Origin of the sequence: Microbacterium sp. LWS13-1.2, assembly GCF_040144835.1 — a bacterium.
In the GTDB taxonomy this organism is placed as follows: domain Bacteria; phylum Actinomycetota; class Actinomycetes; order Actinomycetales; family Microbacteriaceae; genus Microbacterium.
In genome coordinates, this window is record NZ_CP151632.1 from 1,608,647 (window position 1) to 1,626,780 (window position 18,134).

18 protein-coding genes and 1 tRNA gene are annotated in these 18,134 nt (G+C 68.9%); 6 read left to right on the forward strand and 13 right to left on the reverse strand.

What is annotated here, in order from left to right; all coding sequences use genetic code 11:
* Positions 1–24: 24 nt before the first annotated feature.
* Together MRBLWS13_RS07735 and MRBLWS13_RS07740 are read right to left on the reverse strand one after the other, a co-directional pair.
* Positions 25–1,170, reverse strand: a complete 1,146-nt coding sequence (locus MRBLWS13_RS07735; RefSeq protein WP_349429013.1) for a Gfo/Idh/MocA family oxidoreductase — start codon at positions 1,168–1,170, stop codon at positions 25–27.
* A 103-nt stretch (positions 1,171–1,273) separates the two neighbouring features.
* A complete protein-coding gene (locus tag MRBLWS13_RS07740; RefSeq protein ID WP_349428448.1) occupies positions 1,274–2,320 on the reverse strand; it encodes a substrate-binding domain-containing protein in 1,047 nt (348 codons plus the stop codon).
* Between the two features lie 313 nt (positions 2,321–2,633).
* Here MRBLWS13_RS07740 and MRBLWS13_RS07745 point away from each other — a divergent pair, with 313 nt between their 5' ends.
* The 4 genes from MRBLWS13_RS07745 (at position 2,634) to MRBLWS13_RS07760 (ending at position 7,668) form a co-directional block, all read left to right on the forward strand.
* A complete protein-coding gene (locus tag MRBLWS13_RS07745) occupies positions 2,634–4,109 on the forward strand; it encodes a sugar ABC transporter ATP-binding protein (protein WP_349429014.1) in 1,476 nt (491 codons plus the stop codon).
* On the forward strand, positions 4,106–5,173 hold the full coding sequence (locus MRBLWS13_RS07750; protein WP_349428449.1) for an ABC transporter permease: 1,068 nt from the start codon (positions 4,106–4,108) through the stop codon (positions 5,171–5,173). Before MRBLWS13_RS07745 ends, MRBLWS13_RS07750 begins: the two co-directional genes overlap by 4 nt.
* A gap of 167 nt (positions 5,174–5,340) precedes the next feature.
* A complete protein-coding gene (locus MRBLWS13_RS07755) occupies positions 5,341–6,513 on the forward strand; it encodes an ROK family transcriptional regulator (protein ID WP_349428450.1) in 1,173 nt (390 codons plus the stop codon).
* 129 nt (positions 6,514–6,642) lie between these two features.
* Positions 6,643–7,668 (forward strand): NADP-dependent oxidoreductase, encoded by a 1,026-nt coding sequence (locus tag MRBLWS13_RS07760; protein ID WP_349428451.1) that lies wholly within the window; start codon positions 6,643–6,645, stop codon positions 7,666–7,668.
* 104 nt (positions 7,669–7,772) lie between these two features.
* Here the strand turns inward: MRBLWS13_RS07760 and MRBLWS13_RS07765 are convergent, their stop codons facing one another.
* Positions 7,773–8,663: a LysR family transcriptional regulator ArgP gene (locus MRBLWS13_RS07765; protein WP_349428452.1), complete on the reverse strand. Its 891-nt coding sequence runs from the start codon at positions 8,661–8,663 to the stop codon at positions 7,773–7,775.
* A gap of 71 nt (positions 8,664–8,734) precedes the next feature.
* Here MRBLWS13_RS07765 and lysE point away from each other — a divergent pair, with 71 nt between their 5' ends.
* Positions 8,735–9,505: an L-lysine exporter gene (gene lysE, locus MRBLWS13_RS07770; RefSeq protein WP_349428453.1), complete on the forward strand. Its 771-nt coding sequence runs from the start codon at positions 8,735–8,737 to the stop codon at positions 9,503–9,505.
* Positions 9,506–9,525: 20 nt separating this feature from the next.
* Here the strand turns inward: lysE and MRBLWS13_RS07775 are convergent, their stop codons facing one another.
* Positions 9,526–9,879 (reverse strand): DUF1801 domain-containing protein, encoded by a 354-nt coding sequence (locus tag MRBLWS13_RS07775; RefSeq protein ID WP_349428454.1) that lies wholly within the window; start codon positions 9,877–9,879, stop codon positions 9,526–9,528.
* 45 nt (positions 9,880–9,924) lie between these two features.
* On the opposite strand from MRBLWS13_RS07775, the gene MRBLWS13_RS07780 reads away from it, so the two are divergent.
* Positions 9,925–10,200: an acylphosphatase gene (locus MRBLWS13_RS07780; protein ID WP_349428455.1), complete on the forward strand. Its 276-nt coding sequence runs from the start codon at positions 9,925–9,927 to the stop codon at positions 10,198–10,200.
* 18 nt (positions 10,201–10,218) lie between these two features.
* Here the strand turns inward: MRBLWS13_RS07780 and MRBLWS13_RS07785 are convergent, their stop codons facing one another.
* The 9 genes from MRBLWS13_RS07785 to MRBLWS13_RS07825 all read right to left on the reverse strand — a co-directional run bounded on the left by MRBLWS13_RS07785 (position 10,219) and on the right by MRBLWS13_RS07825 (position 18,129).
* Positions 10,219–11,265 carry a DUF561 domain-containing protein gene (locus MRBLWS13_RS07785; protein ID WP_349428456.1) on the reverse strand — a complete coding sequence of 349 codons (1,047 nt, stop codon included), beginning with the start codon at positions 11,263–11,265 and terminating at the stop codon, positions 10,219–10,221.
* Between the two features lie 106 nt (positions 11,266–11,371).
* Positions 11,372–12,064: a 50S ribosomal protein L1 gene (rplA, locus tag MRBLWS13_RS07790; RefSeq protein ID WP_349428457.1), complete on the reverse strand. Its 693-nt coding sequence runs from the start codon at positions 12,062–12,064 to the stop codon at positions 11,372–11,374.
* A gap of 13 nt (positions 12,065–12,077) precedes the next feature.
* Positions 12,078–12,509: a 50S ribosomal protein L11 gene (rplK, locus tag MRBLWS13_RS07795; protein ID WP_163619961.1), complete on the reverse strand. Its 432-nt coding sequence runs from the start codon at positions 12,507–12,509 to the stop codon at positions 12,078–12,080.
* Between the two features lie 217 nt (positions 12,510–12,726).
* Positions 12,727–13,914: a transcription termination/antitermination protein NusG gene (gene nusG / locus MRBLWS13_RS07800; RefSeq protein WP_349428458.1), complete on the reverse strand. Its 1,188-nt coding sequence runs from the start codon at positions 13,912–13,914 to the stop codon at positions 12,727–12,729.
* 82 nt (positions 13,915–13,996) lie between these two features.
* The gene (secE, locus tag MRBLWS13_RS07805; RefSeq protein WP_349429015.1) at positions 13,997–14,269 is read right to left on the reverse strand and encodes a preprotein translocase subunit SecE; all 273 of its coding nucleotides are present in this window, start codon (positions 14,267–14,269) and stop codon (positions 13,997–13,999) included.
* Positions 14,270–14,350: 81 nt separating this feature from the next.
* A tRNA-Trp gene (locus MRBLWS13_RS07810) sits at positions 14,351–14,423 on the reverse strand.
* A 174-nt stretch (positions 14,424–14,597) separates the two neighbouring features.
* Positions 14,598–15,035, reverse strand: a complete 438-nt coding sequence (locus MRBLWS13_RS07815; RefSeq protein ID WP_349428459.1) for a pyridoxamine 5'-phosphate oxidase family protein — start codon at positions 15,033–15,035, stop codon at positions 14,598–14,600.
* 123 nt (positions 15,036–15,158) lie between these two features.
* A complete protein-coding gene (locus MRBLWS13_RS07820) occupies positions 15,159–16,520 on the reverse strand; it encodes an NAD-dependent succinate-semialdehyde dehydrogenase (RefSeq protein ID WP_349428460.1) in 1,362 nt (453 codons plus the stop codon).
* Between the two features lie 40 nt (positions 16,521–16,560).
* A complete protein-coding gene (locus MRBLWS13_RS07825; RefSeq protein WP_349428461.1) occupies positions 16,561–18,129 on the reverse strand; it encodes an APC family permease in 1,569 nt (522 codons plus the stop codon).
* Positions 18,130–18,134 lie beyond the last annotated feature (5 nt).

Genomic DNA, 18,134 nt, shown 5'->3' on the forward strand with positions numbered 1-18,134 from the left:
ACCTTTCGTCGTTGAATGCCGGGCTCATCCGGCAATGGGGGTCCAGACACTTGCGGCGTTCGAGCTGCGCTCCACGCCGTCAAGCACGCGCTGCACATGCAGGCCGTCGGCGAAGGAAGGGCGCGGGGCCGAACCCTCGTCGATCGCGACGACGAAGTCGCGGACCTGGTGCGAGAAGCCGTGCTCGTACCCGAGCATATGACCGGTCGGCCACCACGGCGCCAGATAGGGGTGATCATGCTCCGTGACGAGGATCCGACGGAACCCCTGCTCCAGGCCCGGCTGAGTAGCGTCATAGAACTCGAGCTCGTTCATCCGCTCGAGGTCGAACGCCAGCGCGCCCTCGGATCCCGAGATCTCGATGCGCAACGCGTTCTTGCGACCGGTGCGGAACCGCGTCGCCTCGAACGACGCCAGCGCACTCGACTCGAGTCGGCCGGTGAAGAGCGCGACGTCGTCGACGGTGACCCGCCCTCGCTCCGCGGACGCCGTCCCGGAGAGTCCGACACCCTCGCCCAGCAGCGGCCGCTCGTGGATCAGAGTCTCCATGACGCCCGACACGGAGGTCAGTCGCTCACCGGTGATGAATTCCGCGAGATCGACGGCGTGTGCTCCGATGTCGCCGAGCGCTCCTGAGCCCGCGTGCTCCTTCTCGAGCCGCCAGGTCAGCGGCGCCGCGGCATCCATCAGCCAGTCCTGCAGGTATTCAGCCCGAACCTGGCGGATCCGCCCGATGCGTCCGGCGGCCACGAGATCGCGGGCGAACGTCGCCGCCGGCACGCGACGATACGTGAAGCCGACCATGGATCGGATGCGCCGCTCCGCCGCGGCTGCGGCGGCCCTCTCCATCGCCTCCGCCTCGGCGACGGTGTTGGCGAGCGGCTTCTCGCACAATACGTGTTTTCCGGCTTCGAGGGCGGCGATCGCGATCTCGGCATGCGTATCGCCCGGCGTGACGATGTCGACGATGTCGATGTCGTTGCGCGCGATCACAGCCCGCCAGTCGGTGGCGCTGTCATTCCACCCCCATTTGCGGGCGGAGGCCGCTGTGGCTTCGGCATCACGGCCGACCACCACGGTCATCTCGGGCTGCCGAGGGAGGTCGAAGAATCTGGGAGCGACTCGCCACCCTTGGGAATGAGCGGCGCCCATGAAGCCGTGTCCGACCATGGCGACGCGGAGCGTTTCAGTCAACGCGCTGTCCTCACTTCTCGGAAGTCGAGCGCGAGGCGCCCCCCTCGCGTGGATGGGCGCCCCGTGCTCGTCGTCTGACTTACTCGAACGAGAGGTCGATGTACTGGTCGACGTTCTCCTTCGTCACCACGGGAGCGTCGAGGACGACGCGGTTCGGAATGCCAGGCGTGACGAGGTCGCCCATCGTCTTGCCCTGTGCGATGAGGCGCGCGAGTGCCACACCGTCGGCGGCCTGCGTCGACGGGTAGATGATCGTCGCCTTGAGCACGGAGTCGTCGGCTTCGATGGCCTCCATGGCGCTGCGGCTGCCTGCGCCGCCGACCATGAAGAATTCGTCGCGCCCGGCCGAGTCGATGGCCGCAAGCACCCCGACTCCCTGGTCGTCGTCATGGTTCCAGATCGCGTCGATCTGCGGGTTGGCAGAAAGGAGCTGCGAGGCCGCAGACTCGCCGCCGGCCACGGTGAAGTCGGCGGCCACACGGGCCGAGACCTCCAGGCCGCAGTCCTCGAGCGCGTCGGCGAAGCCCCGTGAGCGATCCTGCGTGAGCGGCAGCGAGTCGATGCCGGCGATCTCGGCGACGACGGCGTCGGAGTTGCCCTCCAGCTCCTCGCAGATATAGGTTCCGGCGCTCACCCCCATGCCGTAGTTGTCGCCGAGGACAGTTGCCCGCGCGGCGAAGGGGCTGGAGAACTCTCGGTCGACGTTGATGACCGGGATGCCGGCCTCCATCGCCGCGATGGCCGCTTCGGTCAGCGCAGCGCCGTCGGAGGGGAGCAGTACGATGGCGTCGACGCCGTCCGTGACGAAGGTCTCGACGGCGGCTATCTGGGCGATCGGGTCGTTGGTCCCCTCGGCCACTCGCAGTTCGACGTCGTCGAAGCTGTCGGCCGCGGCCTGCGCGCCGGAGTTGATGGCACCGAGCCAGCCATGGTCGGCCGCAGGGCCGGAGAACCCGATGACGACGGTGTCGCCCGACTCGGCGTTCTCCTCGGTCGTGGTGCCCTGGTCGGTGACGTCGTCCTCGTCGGCGCCGGAGCCCGTGCATCCGGCCAGAAGGCCGATGGCTGCGATGACTGCGGCGCCGGTGAGAACCAGTCGCGTGTGCGCTTTCAGGTGTGAGCGCATGTTTCCTCCTCGAAATGTGATGCAGCGGTGACAGCGCTGTATCCGAGAGGAATGATGTCCCCGCACTCGAGAGTCCACGCTGACGGGGACCAACGTAGCAGAACCAAAGGTCGAGTGGTCATCTTTTGTCCTCCATCCGGCAGAAGTGACCTCACCGTTCCAACAGTGACTACAACGTGAGAATCGGTGCCGTGTCCCGTGAAGTCCGCAAAGCGCAGCCGGGCTGAAGCCCTCGGCATCGAGCGCGTGCACATGTTATGTTCGTCGCGTGATCAAAGTTGACCATGAGCCGGCATTACTCGATGTCCGGGGTGTGACGAAGGCGTTCGCGGGTGTCCAGGCCCTCCGCGGTGTCGATCTCGAGGTCCTCCCGGGCGAGGTGCACTGCATCCTCGGCCAGAATGGTGCAGGTAAGTCCACGCTGATCAAGACGCTCGCCGGAGTGCACCGCCCGGACGACGGCGTCATCTCGTGGCTGGGGCAGCCGGTCGACGTCCCCACACCCGAGGCCGCCATCGAGCTCGGCATCGCGACCATGTATCAGGAGCTCGATGTCGTCGACGGTCTGACGATCGCGGAGAACATCTTCCTCGGGCACGAACTGGCGCGTGGGGGATTCACGAAGCGCTCCGAGGCGGCTCGGCGGGCCCGGGAGCTGCTCCGGCGGCTGGGACACGGCAGCCTCTCACCGCACACAGAGGTCGGTCAGCTGAGCGCCGCCAACAAGCAGATCGTCAGCATGGCCCGAGCGCTCTCACACGACATCAAGCTCATCATCATGGACGAACCGTCGGCTGTACTCGACAGCGAAGAGGTGAAGAACCTGTTCCACGTCGTACGAGAGCTGACCGCCCAAGGCATCGCAGTCGTCTACATCACCCACCGACTGGAAGAGATCCGCCAGATCGGCGACCGCATCACCGTGCTGAAGGACGGGCGCTCGATGGCCACAGGTCTCCCGGTTGCCGACACCCCGACCGCCGAGCTCATCAGGCTCATGACCGGCCGGTCCGTCGCCAACGTGTTCCCCGCCGCCGCGCCGATCCCCGCCGATGCTCCGGTCGTGCTCGAGGTCGAGGGACTGTCGACCGCGGGGCTGTTCGAGGACGTGTCGTTCTCGGTGCGTGCGGGCGAAGTGGTCGGCCTCGCCGGCTTGGTCGGCTCGGGCAGGTCCGAGATTCTCGAGACCGTCTACGGCGCACGACGGGCTACGGCGGGCACCGTGCGAGTCGGCGGGAAGCCTCTGCGTCGAGGCTCCGTCGTGGCGGCGGTCCGTGCGGGCATCGGCCTCTCGCCCGAGGAGCGCAAGAGCCAGGGTCTCGTGCTCGACGAGCCGATCTTCGTGAACGTGACACTGTCGTCGGTGTCGCGATTCGCGAAGGCGGGCTTCCTGGACGAGCGTGCCGAGCGCAAGGCTACGCGCGAGCAGATCGAGGCGCTCGAGCTGCGACCGGCCGATCCCGACCGCGAGGCGATCACTCTGTCGGGAGGCAACCAGCAGAAGATCCTACTCGCCCGGTGGCTCATCCACGGCACCCGCGTGCTGCTGCTGGACGAGCCCACCCGCGGCGTCGATGTCGGCGCTCGTGCCGAGATCTACGCCCTCATCCGCCGCCTGGCCGCCGCAGGCAACGCCATCGTCGTCGTGTCGAGCGAGATCGAGGAGGTGCTCGGCCTCGCCGACACCGTCCTGGTCATCGCCGACGGACGCCTCCTGGACACCCGCCCGGCCTCGCAGATCGACGAGCACGGTGTGCTCGACCTCGTCATGAAAGGAACCGCCGCGTGAGCGAGCAGACCACCCAGGGAACCGCCGGCGTTCCCACCTCCTCAGAGGCGCCGCCTCCCACAGGCGTGCCCGGCGACGGAACCCGGAAGTCAGGCTTCCAACGGTTCATGTCGGGGTCCGTCGGACGCAACCTCGGTCTCGTCGTCGCGCTGATCGTGCTCGTGATCGTCGGCGCCGTGACCGCTCCCGACACCTTCACGAGCGTCAGCAACATCTTGACGATTCTGCGCCAGGCCTCCATCATCGGCGTGATCAGCATCGGCATGACGTTGGTGATCATCGCCGGCGGCATCGACCTGTCCGTCGGCTCCGTCATGGGACTTGCCTCCGTGGTGGCGGCGCTCGCCGCGATCCAGGACCTCGCCGATCAGCTGCACTGGGTCGTCATGGTCCTCATCGCCCTGGCGGTCGGGCTCGCCGCCGGGCTCGTCAACGGAATCGTCATCGCCTACGGCAAGGTCGTGGCGTTCATGGCGACTCTGGCCATGCTGGTGGCGGCACGTGGCCTGGCCGAGATCCTTGCAGAGCGTCGCACCCTCCAGATCGGCGATCGCGACTTCATCGAGTTCATGAACCTCGACATCATCGGCATCGACATGCTCATCTGGATCTTCGCGATCGTGGCGGCGCTCGGGTGGGTGTTGCTGAACCGCACCACCTTCGGTCGGCGAACGGTCGCCATCGGTGGCAACCGCGAAGCCGCACGGCTCGCCGGAATCAACGTCAAGCGTCACACCATGTGGCTCTACGCCATCTCGGGGCTGTGCGCCGGCATCGCCGCCGTCATGATCCTCGGGCGGACGACGGCCGGCACGTCGACGCACGGGCAGCTGTACGAACTCGACGCCATCGCCGCAGTCGTCGTCGGCGGCACGCTGCTCGTGGGCGGCCGCGGCACCATCACCGGTACAGTGTTCGGCGTCCTCATCTTCGCCACACTGACGAACGTGTTCGTCCAGAACAACCTCACGTCGTCCGTCCAGGCCGTCGCCAAGGGCGTCATCATCGTCGTGGCCGTGCTGCTGCAGCAGCGGTTCGCGAAGCCCACCGGGCGAGCGACATGACCGTCCGCACGGCCTCCGCTCCGCGCCGGCGACTCGGCGCGCGGAGGTCGTGCGAGGCGGCGGCCTCCCGGCACTGCACGAGCGCGGCCGACCGGCACCCGCGGCATCCGTGGATCGTCGGTCACGCGTCGGGCCCTGCCGGCCCGCCGATAATCTGAGATGTGAGCATGAACGGCGAATCGACCAACGCGAGCGGCGTGAACCAGCTGTTTCAGCTGCTGCGCGACGGCGTGCCCCGCACCCGCGCGGAACTCGCCAAGTCCACCGGACTGGCCCGTTCGACGGTCGCGGCACGCGTGGATCAACTGATGCGGATGGGGCTCATCACGCCCGTCGCGGAGGCGGTGTCGACCGGCGGGCGTCCGCCGTCGCAGTTCGCCCTCAACCCGGCGGCCAAAGTCGTGATCGCGGCCGACATCGGAGCTTCGCACGCGACCGTGGCGGTGACGGACCTCTCCGGCAGCGTCCTCGCCGACCAAACCGAACCCCTCGACATCGGCCTCGGTCCCGAGCACGTGCTGAACTGGCTGGTCGACGGCGCGTCGACGCTGCTCAGCCGCGTCGGCCGGGACAGCTCCCACGTGGCCGCGATCGGAGTGGGAGTTCCCGGTCCCGTGGAGCACTCCACCGGACAGCCGGTCAATCCGCCGATCATGCCCGGGTGGGATCGCTTCGACATCCCCGGCTGGCTCAATCAGCATCTGGACGTGCCGGTGCTCGTCGACAACGACGTCAACATCATGGCGCTCGGCGAGCGGTCGGTCGCGTGGCCCGCGGTCGATCACCTGATGTTCATCAAGGTCGCCACCGGTATCGGAGCCGGCCTGATATCGGGCGGCACACTGCAGCGCGGAGCGCAGGGAGTCGCCGGCGACATCGGCCACGTGCAGGTCGCCCGTGCCGCGAACGTGCCCTGCCGCTGCGGGAACCGCGGCTGTCTCGAAGCCATCGCCTCGGGCCCGGCGATCGCGCGGACGCTGAGGGAGCATGGCCTCGAGGCGCGCACCGGCTCGGACGTCGTCGATCTCGTCAAGCGTGGCAACATCGAGGCGGTCCAGGCCGTTCGCCAGGCGGGACGCGACATCGGGGAGGTGCTCACGATCTGCGTGAGCCTCATCAACCCCTCCGTCATCGCGATCGGCGGATCCATGGCTCGCGTCGGTGAGCACCTCATCGCGGGCGTCCGGGAAGTCGTCTACACGCGGTCGATCCCGCTGGCGACGGAGCACCTCGCCATCGTCCAGTCCGCGACCGCCGAGCGCGCCGCCGTGATCGGAGCGAGCATGCTCGCGATCGAGCATGTGCTCTCCCCCGATGCTCTTGCGGTCGGATTCCGGTGACTCGCCTCGACCGCGTCTTCGCCCATCGGTAGCACCGGCGTAACACGGGTGAGACGAACGCAGGGTTGACTGTCTGCACCGGGTTCAGTTCTGGTGCCGATGACGGCACACCCGCGGAAGGAGTGCATCATGAGGATCCGACCGCTGCGATCGACACCCGAGGCGCCGCTCACGCCGGTTGCGGAGCCGCCGGCCACCATGCAGGCGATGGTCGTGGACGCTCCGGGCGCGCCGGACGCGCTGCGCGCGGCATCCGTTCCGGTCCCCTCCCCCGTGCTCAGCGAGGTGCTGGTGCGCGTCGTGGCCGCCGGGGTCAATCCGGTCGACGCCAAGACGCGCGGCGGCGCCGGCGTTTCGGGCGCGATCGACGCCTACCCGGCGACCCCGGGCTACGACTTCAGCGGCATCGTGGTGAAGAGCCCGTACGAGTCGCACCCCTTCCCGCCGGGCACGGAGGTGTTCGGCATGGCGTCGTTCCCGCGCACGGGCGGCTCGTACGCCGAGTACGTCGTGGCGCCGTCACTGTCGATCGCGCGCAAGCCGGCGTCGCTGTCGCATGTCGAGGCGGCGGGCGTGCCGCTCGCCGCGCTCACCGCCTGGGGCCTCGTCGTCGAGACCGCCCACGCGCACGAGGGCCAGCGCGTGCTCATCCACGCCGGCAGCGGCGGGGTGGGCCACTTCGCCGTGCAGTTCGCCGCGTACTTCGGCGCCCACGTCACCGCGACGGCGTCGGGCCGCAACGCCGCGTGGCTGCGCGAACTCGGAGCGTCGGTCGTGGTCGACTACACCACGACGAGATTCGAGGATGTCGTCGGTGAGGTGGACGTCGTCATCGACCTCGTCGGCAACGTCGGCGGCGACACAGGCACCCGTTCGCTCGAGGTGCTGCGCCCGGGCGGGCTGTACGTCGTCGTGCCGACCGGGTCGTGGCCCGGCTACGCCGAGGCGGCGGCCGAAGCGGGCGTGCGGACGACGTCGTACAAGGTGATCCCCGACGGCGGTGCGCTGGCGACGATCGCCCGCCTGCTCGACTCGGGCTCGGTGCAGGTCTACATCGAGAACGTCTTCGATCTCACTGACGCTCCCGACGCCCACCGGGCGATCGAGACCGGCCACACGCGCGGCAAGGTCGTGCTCCGCGTCAGCGACGGCTGACCCCCTCGCGTCCCTCGCTCTCGCTCCTCGCATGAATCGGTTCACTTGCGCTGGATGTACGCGCTGACGCGGGTTCGGCGTACGTTCAGCGCAAGTGAACACGTTCATGCGGGCGCGAGAACACGGCGGCCCTCGGCGACGACGGCGTCCGCGATCGCGTCGAGGAGCGGAGAGCGCAGGTTCCACTGCTGCCAGTGCAGCGCGACGTCCACGGGTGGGCCGCCGAGGAGCACGAGCTCGCCCCGGTCGAGCGCGTCGTGGGACTGGAAGCGCGGCAGCATGGCCCAGCCGAGTCCGAGCCGCACGGCCGTCGCGAAGTCGTTGGAGGCCGGCACGTAGTGTCGCGGCGGGTGCGCAGGATCCACGCCCTGCTGTGCGAGCCACTCGTTCTGCAGGTCGTCGCGCCGGTCGAAGTCTACGAGCGGGGCGCTCGCGAGCGCGGTGCGGCGGTCCCCTTCGAGCCACCGTTCGGCGTAGGCGGGGGTGGCGACGGCCTCGTAGCGCATCGCGCCGAGCGGCGAGGAGCGGCATCCCGCAACGGGCGCGGCCCGAGAGGTCACCGCTCCCATCACGGTTCCCGATTCGAGCAGTCCGGCGGTGAAGTCCTGGTCGTCGCGGTGCAGATCGAAGACGACGGGATGCCGCTCCGCCAGCCGCGCGAGCGGCCCGAGGAACCACGTCGCCAGCGAGTCGGCATTGACCGCGAGCGGCACGGTCGTGAGTGCGGTCTCGTCGTCCTCGGCGCCGAGGTCGGCGAGCGCGTCGTGCTCGAGCAGGGCCATCTGTCGCGCCAGCCGGATGACCGCCGCTCCGGCCTCCGTCGCTCGCACCGGCTTGGAGCGCACCAGCACCAGGCGTCCGAGCTGCTCCTCGAGTGCCTTGACGCGCTGGCTGACCGCCGACGGCGTGACGTGGAGGCGGCGGGCGGCCGCGTCGAGGGTGCCTTCGTCGACGACGACGGCGAGGGTCTCGGCCAACTCGAAGGGGATGCGCATCTTCAGTGCTGCTAATGGTACTGAAGATCCATGAGCTGGACTTCGGTTCCCGCCGCTCGTACCGTCGAAGAGTGCTCGCTCCTGTTCTCGCCGGTCTCGGCCTCGGCTTCTCGCTCATCATCGCCATCGGCGCTCAGAACCTCTTCGTGCTGCGGCAGGGTCTGCGGCGAGAGCATGTGCTCGCGGTGGCGGCGATCTGCGCGATCTCGGATGCGATCCTCATCGCCCTCGGGGTCTCGGGCGTCGGCTTCGTGCTGGAGGCCGTGCCCTGGCTCGTCGACGTGGTCCGCTGGGCGGGCGCGCTGTTCCTCGTCGCGTACGGCGTGCTCGCGGCACGGCGCGCGTGGCGGCCGACGGGAGCGGCTCTCGGCGCCGATGACACCCAGCAGCCTGTCGGAGCAGTGAGTCCGCAGGAGGGCGTCGTCGAACCACACCGCACCACGTCGGGCGGAGTGACGCATGCCGGCTCCGGCGAGTTCCTCCTCGATCCCGAGGTCTCGGCCTCGCAGGTGCGCAGCGACATCCGCTCGGCGCCGCCGGCGGCGACCCGCACCCGTCTGATCCCCGCGCTCCTCACCTGCCTGGCGCTGACGTGGCTCAACCCGCACGTCTACCTCGACACCGTCTTCCTGCTCGGCACGGTCGCGAACACGCACGGCGACGACCGCTGGCTCTTCACCGCCGGCGCCATGACCGCGAGTATCGTCTGGTTCTTCGGCCTCGCGTTCGGCGCGCGTCTGCTCGGGCGCTGGCTGTCGACGCCGCGCGCCTGGCGGATCCTCGACGCGGTGATCGCGGTCGTCATGATCGGCCTCGGCGTCTCGCTCGTGCTCCCCCACTGACGCGCCCGGGCCGACCGGCATCAGCCCTCGATCTGCTCCTTGCGCGCGTTCACCAGCCTGCGCACGACGTCATCGGGCAGCGGATGCTCGGGCTGGTAGCGGATCGTCCCCTTGTCCAGGCCGATGCCCGGATGGCCGCCCAGAGCATCTGCCACCGCCGAGACCGCTGCCGGGCTGAACGGGTAGACGCCGATGTGCTTCTTCGCCCGCATCACCGACACGAGCGGCTTGCCGCGATACACGAGCGCCGGCATGCCGTAGCCGAGGCCCTGCTCGGCGTCGGGAGCCTCCTCGCGAGCGATCGCATAGATGCGCTCGACCGATGGGCGATCGGCGGGATCAAGGCCGGCCAGGAGTTCGTCGACGGTTCCCATGGCGGCATCCTGGCCCACGCGCCCGCCTCGCGGCAAGATGGCGGCATGAGACGCGTGCACGTGACCGTCCGCGGCGACGTCCAGGGCGTGGGCTATCGGTACACGCTGCGCATGGTCGCACGCGAGGCGGGTGCGGCCGGGTGGGTGCGCAATCGCCGCGACGGCTCGGTCGAGGCCGAACTCGAGGGCACGCCCGGGCAGGTCGACGAGGTGCTCGCATGGATGGCCGAAGGCCCGCCGGGCTCCCGCGTCGAGGGCGCGACCGTGACGGATGCCGAGGCCACCGGCGAGCGCGGCTTCGAGGTGCTGCCGACGCGGTGACGCCGCCGGCGGACGCAGTCAGGCGGGAACGCCGGCCGCGAGCTCGGCGAACACGTCGGCCGCATCGTCGCGGGTGGCCAGCCCCGCGGCCTGCCCCGCCCACAGCGAGACGAGGTCGCCGTCTCCGCGGCGACCGGCCTCGGCCCGGAACCGCCCGGTCAGCCAGTTCTGGGCAGGGAACGGGGCGATGACCCCCGAGGTCTCGATCGTGCGCATGGCGCGGTTCGGGATGCCGCGCGCGAGCCGCCCGCTCATGGCACGGGTGAGCACCGTGGCGGTGTCGGCGGCATCCTCGATGGCACGGCGGTGCGCGTCGGTGGCGGCCGACTGCCGCGTGCGGAGGAAGGCGGAGCCCACCTGGACGCCCGCGGCGCCGAGGGCGAACGCCGCCGCGACTCCGCGCCCGTCGGCGATGCCGCCCGCGGCGATCACCGGTACCCCGACGGCGTCGACCACCTGCGGCACGAGCGCGAAGGTGCCGACGAGCGACTGTTCGGCCGGACGCAGGAACGACACGCGGTGCCCGCCCGCCTCGGCGCCGGTCGCGACGACGGCGTCCACACCGGCGGCGTCGAGCGCGACGGCCTCGGCCACGGTCGTCGCTGTCCCGATCACGCGGATGCCGCGGCTGTGCGCCGCTGCGACCAGCCGCTCGGAGGGGACGCCGAAGACGACGCTCAGCGCCGCGGGCGCGGCATCCAGCACCGCCGTCACCTGGGAGTCGAGATCAGGCAGGAACTCGATCGGCGGTGACGGATGCGCGAGACCCAGGTCGTCGAAGAGGGGTGCCGTCGCCTCGATCGCCGGTGCGAGGTCGACCTCGCCCGGTGTGACCTCGTCGCCCGTGGGCAGCCAGAGGTTCACGGCGAACGGACGCGAGGTCGCGGAGTGCAGCGCGGCGAGGGTGTCGCTGATGCGATCAGCCGAGTAGCCGTACAGGCCGTACGAGCCGAGCCCACCGGCCTCGCTGACCGCTGCGGTCAGCTCGACCGACGACAGCCCGCCGAAGGGGCCGAGCACGATCGGCGCATCGATGCCGAACAGATCCTGGAGCGTCGCGACCATGTCTCCGACGCTACTCCCGCCTGACGGTGCCGCGGCAGACGGTTACGGGACGACGAAGGGGCCCCACCCGGAGGTGGAGCCCCTTGCGTGCGAATCCGACGCAGTGTCAGACGATGGCGTTGACGTCCAGCGGGATGCCGGGGCCGAACGTGGTCGACACGGCGCCCTTCTGGATGTAGCGACCCTTCGAGCTGGACGGCTTGAGGCGGACGATCTCCTCGAGCGCGACCTTCAGGTTCTCGTCGAGCTGCTCCTCCGAGAAGGACGCCTTGCCGACGACGAAGTGCACGTTGGCGTGCTTGTCGACGCGGAACTCGATCTTGCCGCCCTTGATCTCCTCGACGGCCTTGGCCGGGTTGGGGGTCACGGTTCCGGTCTTGGGGTTCGGCATGAGGCCACGGGGACCCAGCACCTTACCCAGGCGACCGACCTGGCCCATGAGCTCGGGCGTCGAGACGGCCGCGTCGAACGCGGTCCAGCCACCGGCGACGCGCTCGATGAGCTCGGCGCCGCCGACCTCGTCCGCACCTGCGGCGATCGCGGCCTCAGCGGCCGGACCCGTCGCGAACACGATGACGCGGGCGGTCTTTCCGGTGCCGTGCGGGAGGATGACGGTGCCACGCACCATCTGGTCGGCCTTGCGGGGGTCGACGGAGAGCTTCAGCGCGACCTCGACGGTCGAGTCGAACTTGGCGGAGCCGGTCTGCTTCGCGAGCGCGACGGCTTCGGTGGGGCTGTAGAACTTGTCCGCCTCGATCTTGGCGGCAGCGGCCCGGAAGGCCTTGGACTTGGTAGCCATGTTCCTCTTCCCCTCAGTCCTCGACCGTGATGCCCATGGAACGGGCGGTGCCGGCGATGATCTTCGAGGCGGCCTCGATGTCGTTCGCGTTCAGGTCGGGCTGCTTCGTCTCGGCGATCTGGCGCACCTGCTCCTTGGTCAGCTTGGCGACCTTGACCGTGTGAGGGGTGGCCGAGCCGCGCTGGACGCCCGCGGCCTTCTTGATGAGCTCAGCGGCCGGCGGGGTCTTCAGGATGAACGTGAAGCTGCGGTCCTCGTAGACGGTGATCTCCACGGGGATGACGTTGCCGCGCTGCGACTCGGTCGCGGCGTTGTACGCCTTGCAGAACTCCATGATGTTGACGCCGTGCTGACCGAGCGCGGGCCCGATCGGCGGCGCCGGGTTGGCGGCACCGGCGTTGATCTGAAGCTTGATCAGGCCGGTCACCTTCTTCTTCGGTGCCATTCTTCTTTCCTTTCGTCGAACAGCGGATGCCGGAGCACCCTGTTCTCCCGCGAATCCGGCCGTTCCGGATCGCGGTGTCCATCGCGCGCGCTCAGAGCGCGCGCAAACCTGAGAAGTCTACCAGCGATATTGCGGGTGTTTCGACTCGCTTCGCTCGCTCAACCTTGACCCGGGATCGCATCAACGCTCGCTGGCGCTCGCATTGATCCGACCCGCGTCAAAGCTTGGTGACCTGGTCGAAGCTGAGCTCAACCGGGGTCTCGCGCTCGAAGAGCGAGACGAGGACCGTGAGCTTGCCGCTCTCGGGCTTGATCTCGCTGATCGTGCCGGGCAGGCCCGCGAACGAGCCCTCCTTGATCGTGATGGTCTCGCCCACCTCGAAGTCGACCTCGGCGGGGATGACTCGGGCCGCGGCGGCGGCGCCCTTCTTGGCCGGACCGCCCTTGGCTCCGGCGACCTCCTTGACCTCGACGAGGCTCTTCAGCATGTTGAAGGCCTCTTCGAAGCGCAGCGGAGTCGGGTTGTGGGCGTTGCCTACGAAGCCGGTGACGCCGGGCGTGTGACGCACGACCGACCACGTGTCTTCGTTCAGGTCCATGCGTACGAGCACGTAGCCGGGGATCCGGACGCGCGTGACCATCTTGCGCTGACCGTTCTTGATCTCGACGACGTCCTCCATCGGGACCTCGATCTGGTAAATGTCGTCCTCGACCTCGAGCGTCGACTTGCGCTGCTCGATATTGGCCTTCACCTTGCGCTCGAAGCCGGCGTAGGAGTGGATGACGTACCACTTGCCCGGGAGCGTGCGCAGCTCTGCACGGAACGCCTCGTACGGGTCCTCGTCCTCGTCCTCGCCGTCCTCGGCGTCGCTGTCGGCGATCTCGTCGTCGGCGAACTCGTCGTCCGAGTCCTCGTCGTCAGCGGACGCAGGAGCCTCTGCGGCGTCGGCCGGGGAGACCGATGCCTCGACCTCGTCCACGACGCCGGCTGCGGCATCCACCTCTGCGACGAAGTCCTCGTCGAGCTCGGGTTCGTCCTCGTCGCCGTTCACGTCGGGACCGTCGTACGGGGTCACCTCGTCGGCGGCCTCGGCCGCACGCTCGGCGACCTCTTCCGCGAGGGAGTCGTTGATCACCTCGGCTGCTGCTTCGGTCTCTGCCGTCTCGTCAAGATTGAGAGCGTCGTTCACGATCGCGTCCGCCTCCGGGTCGTCGATGTCGATGTCGTCCAGGTCGGCGTCGTCGTCGCCATCACCGTCGTCGACGATGTGGATCGCGACGTGCTCGGCTGCTTCGACCGAGCGCTCCTCCTCGGCGAGGACGTTGCCCTCCTGGGCTTCGTCGTCCTCCGAGGACTGCTCAGCGGCGGTCGCCCAGTCGGCGTCGTCGACATATCTTTCAGTCACGTGAGTTCTCTTCCGTTCCGTCCGCTGCCGGACCTGCGGTCCGCCCGTGTCTGGCTCCGGGGCGAGCCGGAGCGCTCGGGGATCAGGCGCTGGGCACTCCGAAGACGTACGACGTGATCCACACGAACAGCACGTCCAGGCCGTAGACGAGCGCCATCATGACGACGACGAAGCCGAGCACCACCGCCGTGTACTTCAGCAGCTCCTGGCGCGTCGGGGTGACGACCTTACGGAGCTCGGCGAAGACCTGACGAATGAACAGGGCGATACGAGCGAAGACGTTGAGCTTCTTCTCGCGGGGTGCGGCCGTTCCCTCAGCGGGAACGACTTCGCCCTTCGGCTCGTCCTGAACCATCGATGCCACCTGATTACCTTCCGTGAGCCGACACGGGTCGACCACACTTTCTTATCAACGCAGGGTGTGTGCGCTGACGCGCAGGGCGGACAGGAATCGAACCTGCAACCTGCGGTTTTGGAGACCGCTGCTCTGCCAATTGAGCTACCGCCCTAGAGACCCGGAGGTCTCGTGAAGCCCGCACTCTTCCCCTCTCACCGCGGCTTGAGGATCCGCACCCGACAACGGGCACGGCGAAAGAATGCAGACTTCTACTGCACGTTCCAGTGTACGGCATGCCTGCGGACGCCGCGAACCGGGAGCGGCCTCGCGAGGGCGATTCCACGGCTCAGTACTGCTGTACGCCGTAGCGGTCCGGCTCGGGTCCCCGTTCGAACGCCCGGCCCGACAGCGAGGTCGGCTCGACGCGCACATAGGTGTACTTGAGGGTCGGGATCCAGGGCTTCAGGCCGAGCCCGTCGGCCCGCTCCACTTCGGCGGAGCTGTCCAGCGGATGGGCGCGTCCGCGGAGGATCACGCTCCACGCGTCGGTCTCGGTGTGGTCGTCTACCTCGAAGAGCACCTCGTCGTTGACGGTCAGCTCGAACAGCTTGCTGCCCTGCGCGGTGCGGAACAGCACGCTCTCGCCGTCGACGACGTAGTTCACGGGAAAGATGTCGAGCACCTCGCCGACATGCGTCACGAGGCGGCCGAGCTCCTGCCCGCGCAGGCGTTCCCAGCACTGCTCATCGGAAAGGGCGACGACGGGGTCCGATGTCTCTGCCATGCTCCCATCCTCCCGCTCCCGGGTGTCTCGCGACACCCCCGGGAAGGCGGCATCGCGCGACGACGGGGCCGCCTCGCCGGGGGCACGGGGCTCTGACACGTCACCCCGAGCTGACGCGGAACCTCAGGCGCCGACGCGGATCAACTTCTTGTTGACGAACTCGTCGGCCGCGAGGAGACCCATCTCGCGCGAGGTGCCGGAGCGCTTCACGCCGCCGAACGGCAGGCCCGGCTCGTCGGCGAGCACGACGTTGACATAGACCATGCCGGCGTCGATCCTGTCGGCGACCCGCTTCGCCTGCTCCTCGTCCGTCGTGAAGACGTACGAGCCGAGGCCGTAGCTGGTGTCGTTCGCGAGCGCCACGGCGGCGTCCTCGTCGGCGACCTTGTAGACGACGCCGACGGGGCCGAAGAACTCCTCGCGGTAGGCGTCCATGTCGCGGGTCACGTCCGCGAGGACCGTGCCCGGGTAGAACGCGCCGTCACGGGTGCCACCGGTGACGAGGGTCGCCCCCTGGGCGACGGCCCTGTCGACCTGCTCGGCCAGCCGCTCCGCCGCCGTGAGCGACGACAGCGGGCCGAGTACGGTGTCGTCCGCGAACGGGTCGCCGACCTTCGCACCCGACATCGCGGCGGTGAACCTCTCGAGGAACGCGTCGTACAGGCCGTCGACCACGATGAAGCGCTTGGCCGCGTTGCACGACTGGCCGGTGTTGTCGAGGCGCGCGGCGACCGCGGCCTCCACGGCGCCGTCGAGGTCGTCGGTCGAGAGAAGGATGAACGGGTCCGACCCGCCGAGCTCGAGCGCGACCTTCTTGAGGTTTCGCCCCGCGATCTCGGCGACGGCGGCTCCGGCGCGCTCGGAGCCGGTGACCGAGACGCCCTGCACGCGGCGGTCGGCGATCACGGTGGCCGCCTGGTCGTTGGTCGCGTAGATGTTCGTGTACACGCCCTCGAGCCCGGCGTCGGCGTAGATCGCTGCGATCGCGGCGGCCGACTCGGGGCACTGCGGCGCGTGCTTGAGGAGGATCGTGTTGCCCACCACGATGTTGGGCGCCGCGAAGCGGGCGACCTGGTAGTACGGGAAGTTCCACGGCATGATGCCCAACAGCACGCCGAGGGGCGTGCGGCGGATGACCGCGGTGCCCTCGCCGTCGATGTCGATGGGCTGGTCGCCGGTGATCTTCTCCGCGTGGTCGGCGTAGTACTCGGTGATGTCGGCGGCGAAGTCGACCTCGCCGAGCGCGGCCTCCAGCGGCTTGCCCATCTCGCGCACGATGATCGCGGCGAGGTCGTCGCGGCGCTCTCGATGCAGCTCGGCGACCTTGCGGATGCCGGCCGCGCGCTCGGCGACGGGCTGATCGCGCCACGTGCGGTAGGCGGCATCCGCTCCCGCGATGGCGGCCTCGAGGGCTTCGTCGGTGATGGTCGGATACGTGGCCAGGGTCTCCCCCGTGGCCGGGTTCACGACGGCGTAGTCGGTCATGCTTCCTCTCCGATCGGATGGATTGGGGACAGTCTGCCCGCTAGTTGCGGGCGCGTCGAAGGCTTTCGGGGGCGTCGATACCGAGTGTCTCACCGCGGAAGAACGCCGGACGCTTGATCGCCTGCCAGATCATGATCACGACACCCACGAGGATGACGGTGACCCCGAGCACGAACACCAGGCCGAGGCCGAAGATGCTCGACCCGCTGCCGTACGCCGGGTCCATCGAGTCGACGAGCGTCGTGACGAACAGAACGGCGAGGATGGCGCCGCCGACGAGCGGGAAGAGGAAGGTGAAGAAGAAGCTGCGCACCGAGTCGAACCACTGCTTGCGGAAGTACCAGACGCACGCGAACGCGGTGAGGCCGTAGTAGAAGCAGATCATCATGCCGAGCGACAGGATGGTGTCGGTCAGGACGTTCTCGCTCACCACGCGCATGACGGCGTAGAACACCGACGCCACGATCGCCGACACCACCGTCGCGTAGCCGGGCGTGAAGAACCGCGGGCTCACCCGGGCGAACTTCTTCGGCAGCGCGCCGTAGTGGCCCATGGCGAGCAGCGTCCGCGCCGGGCCGACGGCGGTCGACTGCAGCGAGGCGGCCGAGCTCGACAGCACCGCGAGCGACACGAGGAACGCGAGCGGGCCGAGGATCGGGTCGGAGAGGGCGAAGAACACGTTCGCCGAGATGTCCTCGTTCGCCAGTCCCAGCGCGCCCGTGCCGACGCCGGCGAACATGATCAGGCCGATCGACAGCAGGAGGTAGAGCGACACCACGATGACGACCGTGAGCATCGCGGCGCGACCGGGGGTCTTGGCCGGGTTCTTGGTCTCCTCGTTCATCGTGAGGACGACGTCCCAGCCCCAGAAGATGAAGATGGACAGCGACAACCCCGCGGCGAACGCGCTGAACGTCGGCACCTCGAACGGGTTGAACCACGACCACGAGAACGCCGTCGGATCAGGCGCATCGCCCGACACCGCCTTGATGATCGCGACGACCGCGAACAGCAGCAGCACGACGACCTGGAAGCTCACCAGGATGTACTGGAACTTCTGGGTGGTCTGCATGTCGCGGTAGGAGATGAGCGTCGCACCGAGCATGAACAGCAGGCAGACGATGACGTTGATGAAGGGGTTGAACGCGAGCTCGGCGATGTCGGGGTTGCCGGTCAACTGCGAGATCAGCAGGAAGAGGAACTCCACCGCGATGCCGGCGAGATTCGACAGCACGATCACGGTGGCGGCGATGAGGCCCCACCCCGTCATCCAGCCGATCCAGGGACCGAACGCCCGCACGCCCCAGGTGAACGAGGTTCCCGAGTCGGGCATCGCACGGTTGAGCTCGCGGTAGCCGAACGCGGTCAGGAGCATCGGGATGAATCCGACGAGGATGATCGCGGGCACCTGCGTGCCGACCACGGCGACCGTGGGCCCGAGAGACGCGGTGAGCGTGTAGGCGGGGGCGATGGTCGAGACGCCGATGACGACGGCGCCGAGGACGCCCACCGCGCCGGCGCTGAGCCCCTTCTGGGAGAGCTCGCCAGCGTGTGCGCCGGAAGACGGGGCCAGCGGTGCGGCGCCGCCGGAGTGCTGTGGAGCGCTCATGCGCG